This window comes from Nocardia sp. JMUB6875, assembly GCF_041154655.1.
Classification (GTDB): Bacteria; Actinomycetota; Actinomycetes; order Mycobacteriales; family Mycobacteriaceae; genus Nocardia.
In genome coordinates this window covers 1-9,150 of sequence record NZ_BAAFGR010000233.1, presented here as the reverse complement: position 1 = coordinate 9,150, position 9,150 = coordinate 1, and the positions used below count along the sequence as shown (strand labels likewise).

The window sequence follows — 9,150 nt, the reverse complement described above, 5'->3', positions numbered from 1 at the left end:
GGGTTGCAGCTGCGCGGGGGCGACCTTGATTCCGGGGCGATCGGGGACTGTGCCGCCCGGCTGATGCCGCGGCGGGCGAACGCCTACCGTGATGCGGCGCGGGAGGTTTCGGAGGAGATCGCACGTATGCCCGCGCCCGCGGAGGTGGTCGGACGGCTGCGGGACGTCGTCGCAGGGGCGTAGGCGGATTCGGTTGTCGGCGCACCGGGGACGGATAAGGCTGGGCACGAGGCGCACCGAGGGGCAGTCGATCCACGAATCGGATCGTGGGGACGGTTATGGTGCATTCGGTGGACAAGATCGGTTGAGATCCGTATTCGAGACGACGATAAGGACTTTTCGATGCGAAGGATCTGTCTCGCTCTCATCGCGGCCATTGCGGTGTCCACGGCCATCGGCGGTGGCGCCGCGGCCGTGCCGGGCACCACGGTCATTGATTCCCCGCCGCGCATCGCGCAGGGATACGTGGTTTACGTCAAGACGATCAACGGAACGCAATACACGATCGACAGTGCCGAGCCCTCGACCACGATCGAGGAGTTCAAGGAGATTCTGGGCGAGAAGATGAACACGGCGCCGGATCGACTGCGCCTGATCTTCGCCGGCAAGGAACTCATGGAGGGGCGCACCCTCTCCGATTACAACATTCAGAGTGGCTCCACCCTGCATGTGGTGCTGCGGTAGGCGTACGCGGTCGAGCGCTCCCTAGGAGGGAGGGCCGTGGCACAAATCGGAGCGAAGAGGGCGAAGGTTGTGCGGGCGAATTCTCTTCGGGTTACCCGCAATTCGCGCAAGGCCGGGGCGTGGTCGAGGAGGACGACCAGGATCGCGGCGCCCAGGATTGCCCACCAGACGGCGCGGATGAGGGGGCGCAGCACAGCCGGTGTCGGCACGAAGGCTTGGTGGAGGCGCTGGGTGTGGAAGGGGATGTGGCGTTGTTCGTCGGCGACGATCAAGGCGGCCGTGCGGGTGGTCAGTTCGTCTGCGGTTCCGTCACGGAGGGCTCCGTAATAGGGGACGGCGATTACTTCGGCCACCGACAGGACCATGAGTTCGAGGCGGAGGCCCAGGGCGCGGCGGAGATGGACGAAGGCGGTGTCGGTCCAGTGGGCGGGGATGGTTTCGTGGCCGGCGGATTGGAGAAGATGACGCAGTAGGCGGGCGTGGTTTTGTTCCTCGGCGACGAAGAGGTCGACGGCAGCCGCATAGGTGGGGTCGCCTGCTCTGGCCGCTTTGGCCCTGAGATTCGCGCCGTCGCCGGATTCGCCTACCTGGAAGCGCTGGATGCTGCGAACTATCGCGGGAGACAGGGTCGCGCCGAGGGACCAGTCGGGGTCGCCGGTGCGAAGGCGCGCGACCGCCTTGGCCTCGAATTCGGCTGTCCAGCGGGCGAATGAGTGCGGGTCGGGCACGGGGCCCTCCGATCTGGGTGCGGGGCCGGGGTGAGATCGACTCTAGGAATGGCATGTGGGATTCGGGGGGACGCGGTGTCGAGATTGTGTGGGGACGCGGGAGATGAGCCGAACATCTGGCTGATAGCTGTTTCGCATTTTGCTGCGGGGACGGGGTGGGTCGCGCAAGATCTCCCGTAGTTCCGAACAGCATGGTGGAGGCCGCATGCGAATCCCGATGACCGACTTGGCGAGAGCGATACCGGCCAGAATCGGCATGGGGGTGGTGATCGTGGGGTTGTGCGGTGCGTGCGGTTCGACGACCGGCGGATCCGCGGGACCGGCGGAAACCGTGGCGGCCCAGCAGACGACGGCGGTGCAGGTGACGACGACTCCGAAGGAAACCAAAGCGTCCGGGCTGCCGTCGGCGGCCGACGGCACGAACCTGGATGCCTGCAAGAACGGCAACTGCGAGATCCAGGTCGACGGGCCGACCACGATTCCGATCCCCGGCTACACCCGGCTCGGCGGCCCGGTGAAGATCGGGCAGATCGCGCCCGGGTCGGTGACCGCGACATCGAGCCTGTTCGGATTTCCGGTGTCCGGGACGACCGGGGTCGGCGGCACCATCTCGCTCAACGGGCTCTCGGTGAAGGTGGTTGCCGTTCACGGCAGCTCAGCGGTGCTACGCCTGAGCACCTGACGGGCTTACGCTGGAAACCAAGACCGAGTCGTGGACTTTCGAACCGGATTCGGGGGACGGACGTAGGTCCGCACGAGGTTGGACGAGCGTGCGGAGGCGTGGATGCGGGTGCAGAGAATGACCGCGGACCTGTCGGAGTATCCGGATCTGGTCGTGATATTGCTCGGCATGCGGGTGCGTACGCCGCGGGGAATTCTACGGCTGCTCGGGGTCGGTCCCAAGTTGTACAAGTCGCATCACGATCGCCCGGACGGCCTTTTGTCGCACGAGGATGTGGTGTGGTCGCTGTGGCCGCCGCATTGGGGCGCGCGGCAGTATTGGCGGGATTTGGAGAGCCTCGAACGGTGGACCCGATCCGAACCGCACCGGATCTGGTGGCAGCAGTTCCTGAAGGACTCCGGCGGGACCGGATTCTGGCATGAGGCCTATTTCGCCAGGGGCGGAATCGATTCCGTGTACGACGATATGGCCGCACCCACCGGGCTGGCCCGCTTCGCCCGCACCGTCCCAGCTCGGGGCCGGTTGTTCTCCACCCGGGGGCGGGTGCGCGACCACACTCCGGACACGGAACGACACGCGCCCGAAATCCCGCCCGTGGTAACGGAATCCGCGATTTATGGTAAGACCGATACAGATACCTATTCGGCTATCGATATTCCGGTGAACGGGAACCAACAGTAGGTGAGCGACATTCGACCGCGCGATGAACACTGCGGTTCAAACGTGTGATTCGGTCACAGAACTGTTTCGAAGCGACAACGGCGGGCATAAGTTATCCGCATGCATGTGCTGTTCGTGTGCAGCGGAAATGTTTGCCGATCCGTCATTGCCGAACGTCTGACCCTGGCGGTGGCCGCTGACCACGGACTCGAGGACCTGTCCGCCGAGAGCGCCGGGGTGCGCGCGCTGGTCGGATTCCCGGTGGAACCCCTTGCCGCACAGACGATTGTGGGCCTGGGCGGCAATGCCGACAACTTCAAGGCCCGCCGCCTCAAGGCGGATATGGTGCACCGCGCCGACCTGGTGCTGACCATGACCGACAAGATCCGCGACCAGGTGCGCGATCTCGTGCCCGAGGCGCTCCCCCGCACCTTCACCCTGCTCGAGGCCTACCGCATCGCGAAGGTGAGCGGCGCGCGAACCGTCGTCGGATTGCATGCCGCCCGCGACGATCTCGCCTACGTCGGCCGCGAGAACATCTCCGACCCGGTCGGCCTTTCCCCGCAACAGTATTGCGATGTCGGCGACAAGATCGCCGAAGCCCTGGTCCCGCTGCTGCTGGCGCTGCACGCGCATCAGCATCCGCAGGCCACCCTGCACCCGCGCAGCCCCTCGACCGGCCAGCAGCCGCTGCTGGTGATCGACGGCGGCCGGGCCGAATCGGGCAGACGGGCCGAATACCCCCGGCCGGTCGAATCCCCCAACCGGGCAGGGCAACCGACCCGGCACGCGGCGGAATCCGCCGGATAGCAGGCAAATCCGGCACACTTGTGTCCTGATCTCCCGCGTGTCAATACACCTTGCTGCCGGGTTGGTCCGGTAAGGGATTACACTCTCGCGCGGAACACTTATCCGTTCCGCCGAACGCCACTGCCGGTGGTTCGACACAAGAACAGGACCAAGGACATGCCGAAGCGAATTTCGGATGTTTCGCTCCATGTTTACGTGACACCTCAGACCCTGCACCGGGTCACTCAGACCGTGTGCCGCGTGGTCGACGAATACGTCGCCGATCGAGATATCTTCGCGTGGCGCTTCACCCTGCCGGTGGAGTGCGACGACCCCACCCATACCGTGCTCGAAACCCAGTGGCGGCTGGATCATCCCGGCCGCGAACCGGGCGATCGGCGCACCTACGAGATCGCGCTCAGCCTGGTGGGCGAGGCCCGTCAACTAACCAAGGCGGGCATCGCCAAGCTCGAGCAGCGTCTGGTGCTGGAGCTGTCCGCCGACGAGCCGGTCCCCTACATCGTGCATGCGCTCCAGCGCGAAAACTTCGAACTCGAAGAGAACCGCGAGCTGATCTAGGGCCGAATACGCGAAACGGGCCGTACCCGCGTGGGTACGGCCCGATAGTGCGTATTTCAGTGACCGCGTTACCTCAGCGTCGCGCCGGGAAGTGGCGGATCACGCCTTCCTGCACGGTCGTCGCGAGCAGGTCGCCGTTGCGCGAGTAGAAGTGTCCGCGGGCCAGGCCGCGGGAGCCCGCCGCGACCGGCGACTCGGTGGCGTACAGCGCCCAGTCGTCGAAGCGGAACGGCCGGTGGAACCAGATGGAGTGGTTCACCGTGGCCGCGATGATGCGGTCCCAGCCCCAGGACAGCCCGTGCGTGGTGACGATCGAGTCCAGCACCGTGGTGTCGGACGAATACGCCAGCGCCGCAACGTGAACCAGCGGATCGTCGGGCAGCGCGCCGTCGGTGCGCATCCACACCCGGTTGTACTCGAGGCTCTCGCCCTTGCCCTTGAGGATCCAGGCCGGGTCGTTGGTGTAGCGCATCTCGATGGGATGCGGTGCGTTGATGAACATCTGGAGCTTGTCCTCCATGCCCACGAACGACTCCTCCACGCGCGGAAGGTCTTCCGGGCCGGGGACGTCGGGCAGGGGCGCGCCGTGCTCGAGCCCCTTGCCCCAGTCCTGGAACGCGGCGAGCATGACGAACAGCTCCTGCCCGTCCTGATACGCCGTCACCGTGCGGTTGGCGATGGAGCGCCCGTCCCGGTGCCGATCGACGTGATATTCGATCGGCTGCTTGGGATCTCCGCCGCGCACGAAGTGCGCGTTGATCGCGTGGATCGGACGCTCCGGCCCCACCGTGCGGCCCGCGGCGATGATCGCCTGCGCGACCAGCTGGCCGCCGAACGTGCGGCTCCACACCTTCTCGGGGTGATGTCCGAGAAAGATGTCGGGGCCGTTCTCCTCGAGATCAAGCAGGCGTAGCAGCTCACGTAGATCTTCCGATGAACCGGTCCCCTCGGGGGCCGCGACGACGTCCGAAGACGTCTCGTCCAGCGACGCACTCAAACTAGTGGTCCTCCTCGCCGATGCGATGCACGTGGATCAGGTTGGTGGACCCGACAGTACCCGGCGGCGAGCCGGCCACGATGACCACCAGGTCACCCTTGTTGTACCGGCCGATCGAGAGCAACGCGTTGTCCACCTGGTGGATCATCTCGTCGGTCGTGCCCACCGGAGGAACGATGAAGGTTTCCACGCCCCACGTCAAGGCGAGCTGACTGCGGATCGCGGCCTGCGGGGTGAAGGCGAGCAGCGGCAGCGGGGTGTGCAGGCGGGCCAGGCGGCGCACCGTGTCACCGGACTGTGTGAAGGCAACCAGCGCTTTGGCATTCAGCCGCTCGCCGATGTCGCGGGCGGCGTAGGAGATGACGCCGCGCTTGGTCCGCGGCACGTGGGTCAGCGGCGGAACGCGGGTCGAGGACTCCGATTCCACGGCGTGCACGATGCGGGCCATGGTGCGCACGGCCTCGATCGGGTAGTCGCCGACCGAGGTCTCGCCCGAGAGCATGACCGCGTCCGCGCCGTCGAGCACCGCGTTGGCCACGTCGGAGGCCTCGGCGCGGGTCGGGCGGGAGTTGGTGATCATGGACTCCAGCATCTGGGTGGCCACGATGACCGGCTTGGCGTTCTCGCGCGCCATCTGCACGGCACGCTTCTGCACCAGCGGCACCTGCTCGAGCGGCAGCTCCACGCCGAGGTCGCCGCGGGCGACCATGATGGCGTCGAAGGCCAGCACGATGGCTTCCAGATTGTCGATGGCTTCGGGCTTTTCGAGCTTGCCGATGACCGGCACCCGGCGGCCCACGCGGTCCATGATGTCGTGCACCAGCTCCACATCGGAGGGCGAGCGCACGAAGGACAGCGCGATGAAGTCCACGCCCAGCTTCAGGGCGAATTCCAGGTCGTCGATGTCCTTCTCGGACAGCGCGGGCACGGACACGTCCATGCCGGGCAGCGAGACGCCCTTGTTGTTGGAGACGGGGCCGCCCTCGGTGACCTTGCAGACCACGTCATTGTCTTCGACGCGCAGCACGGTCAGCCCGACCTTGCCGTCGTCCACGAGCAGCCGGTCGCCGGGCTTGGCGTCCTTGGCGAGGTGTTTGTAGGTGGTGGAAACCCGGTCGTGAGTCCCTACGATGTCGTCGACGGTGATTCGGACTTCCTCGCCCGTGTTCCACACGGTCTTGCCGTCACCCTCGAACCGGCCCAGCCGGATCTTGGGGCCCTGCAGGTCGGCGAGGATGCCGACAGCGCGGCCAGCGGCATCGCTGGCGGCGCGCACCTTCTTGTAGTTCTCGGCATGGTCGCTGTGCTCGCCGTGGCTGAAGTTCAGGCGCGCAACGTCCATGCCACTTTCGACGAGCTCACGAATTCGGTCCTCGGATGACACTGCGGGTCCGAGGGTGCACACAATCTTCGTTCGTCGCATCACGCCTTAAACCCTAGACCTGTGACAACCCTCATGCCGAGCCCGGCACACACATATACGGTTCTCGTAAGCAGCCGTTCAGCTAATGCCTGGTCAACGGGCGACATGCCTGGCCAGGCGGGTCTCCAAGCGGGTTTGGCCGAAGCCCAGGATCAGGCATATTACCCAGTAGTAAATAGCGGCAACACCATAGAGCGCGAAGAAGTCGAACGTCGGCGCAGCCGCCATTTGCGCGGTCCTCAGCAACTCCGTCACGAGAATCGTCGACGCGAGCGAGGTGTCCTTCACCAAGGAGATCAGGGTGTTGGACAACGGCGGCACCGCGATGCGCGAGGCCTGCGGCAGAATCACCAGCCGCAGCGCCTGCGCGTAGCTCATGCCGACCGAGTAGGACGCCTCCCATTGGCCGTGTGCGACCGAGAGGATCGCGGCGCGAATGATTTCGGCCGCGTACCCGCCCACATTGAGGCTGAAGGCAATGATCGCCGCCGGAAACGGCTTCAGCACGATATTGAACGCGGGCAGGCCGAAGAAGATGATGAACAGCTGCACCAGCAGCGGCGTGCCGCGAATGATCGAGATGTAGAAGCGCGCGGCCGCCGACAGCGGCCACACGCTCGACATCCGGGCCAGCGCCACGAACAGCGCGATCACAAGCCCGATCACGAAGCTGACGGCCGTCAGCGGCAGCGTCTTGTCGACCGTGGCCTGCAGCATCGGCCACAGGTTGTGCCGGACCAGCGCCCAGGTGGCGTCATCCATTGTCGAAAGGCCCTGTGTCGCTTACTTGCTGACGTCGGTGCCGAAGTACTTCTCGGAGATCTTGGCCAGCGTGCCGTCGGCGCGCAGCTCGTCGAGGGCCTTGTTGATCTGATCGGTCAGCGCCTGCGAGTCCTTGCGGGCGGCGAAGGCCTGCTTGGAGGTCTCACCGGTCTTGCCGACGATCTGGATGGTGCCGGTGCCCTGCTGCTTGGTGTAGGCGTTCACCGCGAGGGTGTCGTTGACGGTGGCGTCGGCGCGGCCGGTCTTGAGCAGCTGCACGGCCTCGACGAAGCCCGGGATGGCCTCGACCTTGCAGCCCGCGGTCTTGGCGACCTCGGCCCAGTTGCTGGTCTCGGACTGGCCGCAGGTCTTGCCGTTCAGGTCGGCGAGGGTGTGGATGCCGTCATTGCCGGTCTTGGTGACGATGACGCCCTCGGAGACGGTGTAGGGCTGGGAGAGCGAATACTTCTCCACGCGTGCGGGTTTGATGGTCACCTGGTTGGCGATGAGGTCCACGCGCTTGGATTCCAGCGCGGCGAACAGCGAGTCCCAGGGGGCGGTGGTGAACTCGACCTTCTTGCCGATCTTGTCGCCGACGGCCTTGATCACGTCGACGTCGTAGCCGGTGAGGCTGCCGTTGTCCTGGTAGGTGAAGGGCGAGTAGTTGCCCTCGGTGCCGACTTTCAGGACGTTCGCGTCGTCCTTGCTGGAGCTGCATGCGACGAGCCCTGCGGCGGCGACTACGGCGAGCATGACGGCGGCGAGCTTACGGCGCACGGAGGTGGACCTCTCCTCGGGCGTGGGTTACCACGCGACAAACAACCGACAAAGGGTACGCCGCGAACCAACCGGTTAGCACGGCAACCATCATGTTGCGCGAAAACCTTGATCCGATCCCGGGCCGATGATATGCGCGAGCGGCCGTCACTCCATCGAGTGACGGCCGCTCGAGACCGAAGTGTCGCGCTGCTGGTCGCGCGGTAACACGTGCGCTAGTCGCGCAGTGGACGCCCCTGCACGTCCGGCACCTTGCCGGTGAGCATGAGGATGCCGTCGATCAGCGCCCAGACGCCGCAACCGCCGCAGGTGACCAGCTGGAGCACACCGATGGTGGTGTAGCCGAGGTAGAACCGGCCGAGGCCGAGGCCGCCCACGAGCAGCTGCAGCAGGCCCGCGGTCAGCTTGCTCTTGTCGGACAACGGAACTCCGAAGGGATCGCGCCCGTACGGCGCTTCCGGATCACCGCCGTAGGGACCGGCCGGGCCCGGCGCGCCGTAGGGCGCGGGCTGCCCGTACGGCTGGGCGGGCTGGCCGAAGGGCTGGGCGGGCTGCCCGTACGGCTGCTGCTCCGGGTAGGGCTGCTGGCCGTAGGGCTGCTGCCCGTACTGCGGGCCGGTGCCGGGCGCGCCGTACTGCGGCCCGTCCTGCGACGGCTGCTTGCCAAATGGGTCGGTCACTCGCGTCCTCCTGAATCGCGGACCGCCCCCCGTCGGAACGGCCCAACCACTGGTGAACCCGCCGCACGGAGTCGCCGCCGGAGATCACGGGCCAATTCTGGCCGGACTCGGCGATTTTCGCCCGGCCAGCCGGTAAAAGATCCATCATCTCCGGCCGGAATCGCCGGATTCGCAGTGGTTATCGCGCAGCGTCACGCAATCGTTGCCGGGCTTCAGGATTCGGCGACGATTCAGGATTCGGTGGTGTCGGCCTTCTTGACGGTGTCCACCTTCTCGGGTTCGGCCTCGGAGGCTTCCGAGCTGTCCGACTTGTCGTCGGCGTCCGATTCGTCCTCGGCCGAGGTGGATTCGGACTCGGCGGCATCGGCCTCCGCCCCCTCCTTCTCCCC

General features: G+C 66.1%; 12 protein-coding genes. 6 read left to right on the top strand and 6 right to left on the bottom strand.

Translation table 11 applies throughout. The features are described from left to right. Both ACAM49_RS36010 and ACAM49_RS36005 read left to right on the top strand, forming a co-directional pair. A partial coding sequence (locus tag ACAM49_RS36010) for a hypothetical protein (RefSeq protein ID WP_369640010.1) occupies positions 1–183 on the top strand: 183 nt, incomplete at its 5' end. 159 nt (positions 184–342) lie between these two features. Next, positions 343–684 carry a ubiquitin family protein gene (locus tag ACAM49_RS36005; protein ID WP_369640009.1) on the top strand — a complete coding sequence of 114 codons (342 nt, stop codon included), beginning with the start codon at positions 343–345 and terminating at the stop codon, positions 682–684. Here ACAM49_RS36005 and ACAM49_RS36000 read toward each other — a convergent pair. Next, positions 648–1,412 carry a ferritin-like domain-containing protein gene (locus tag ACAM49_RS36000; RefSeq protein WP_369640008.1) on the bottom strand — a complete coding sequence of 255 codons (765 nt, stop codon included), beginning with the start codon at positions 1,410–1,412 and terminating at the stop codon, positions 648–650. The genes ACAM49_RS36005 and ACAM49_RS36000 overlap by 37 nt on opposite strands. Positions 1,413–1,617: 205 nt before the next feature. Between ACAM49_RS36000 and ACAM49_RS35995 the strand changes: the two genes are divergently transcribed. From ACAM49_RS35995 to ACAM49_RS35980, 4 genes are all read left to right on the top strand, one after another. After that, the gene (locus ACAM49_RS35995; protein WP_369640007.1) at positions 1,618–2,094 is read left to right on the top strand and encodes a hypothetical protein; all 477 of its coding nucleotides are present in this window, start codon (positions 1,618–1,620) and stop codon (positions 2,092–2,094) included. A 102-nt stretch (positions 2,095–2,196) separates the two neighbouring features. Further along, a complete protein-coding gene (locus tag ACAM49_RS35990; RefSeq protein WP_369640006.1) occupies positions 2,197–2,775 on the top strand; it encodes a phenylacetaldoxime dehydratase family protein in 579 nt (192 codons plus the stop codon). A gap of 99 nt (positions 2,776–2,874) precedes the next feature. After that, positions 2,875–3,564, top strand: coding sequence for a low molecular weight phosphatase family protein (locus ACAM49_RS35985; protein WP_369640005.1), 690 nt, complete (start codon positions 2,875–2,877; stop codon positions 3,562–3,564). Between the two features lie 195 nt (positions 3,565–3,759). Next, complete coding sequence (locus tag ACAM49_RS35980; protein WP_369640004.1) at positions 3,760–4,122, top strand: hypothetical protein; 363 nt, start codon at positions 3,760–3,762, stop codon at positions 4,120–4,122. Between the two features lie 73 nt (positions 4,123–4,195). Here the strand turns inward: ACAM49_RS35980 and ACAM49_RS35975 are convergent, their stop codons facing one another. From ACAM49_RS35975 to ACAM49_RS35955, 5 genes are all read right to left on the bottom strand, one after another. Next, positions 4,196–5,107 carry an acyl-CoA thioesterase gene (locus ACAM49_RS35975; protein ID WP_369640011.1) on the bottom strand — a complete coding sequence of 304 codons (912 nt, stop codon included), beginning with the start codon at positions 5,105–5,107 and terminating at the stop codon, positions 4,196–4,198. 13 nt (positions 5,108–5,120) lie between these two features. Beyond that, positions 5,121–6,545, bottom strand: a complete 1,425-nt coding sequence (gene pyk, locus ACAM49_RS35970) for a pyruvate kinase (RefSeq protein WP_083913364.1) — start codon at positions 6,543–6,545, stop codon at positions 5,121–5,123. Positions 6,546–6,635: 90 nt separating this feature from the next. Further along, positions 6,636–7,304, bottom strand: coding sequence for an amino acid ABC transporter permease (locus ACAM49_RS35965; protein ID WP_369640003.1), 669 nt, complete (start codon positions 7,302–7,304; stop codon positions 6,636–6,638). A 21-nt stretch (positions 7,305–7,325) separates the two neighbouring features. After that, a complete protein-coding gene (locus ACAM49_RS35960; protein ID WP_369640002.1) occupies positions 7,326–8,081 on the bottom strand; it encodes a transporter substrate-binding domain-containing protein in 756 nt (251 codons plus the stop codon). Positions 8,082–8,296: 215 nt separating this feature from the next. Continuing rightward, positions 8,297–8,761 carry a TM2 domain-containing protein gene (locus tag ACAM49_RS35955; RefSeq protein WP_369640001.1) on the bottom strand — a complete coding sequence of 155 codons (465 nt, stop codon included), beginning with the start codon at positions 8,759–8,761 and terminating at the stop codon, positions 8,297–8,299. Positions 8,762–9,150 lie beyond the last annotated feature (389 nt).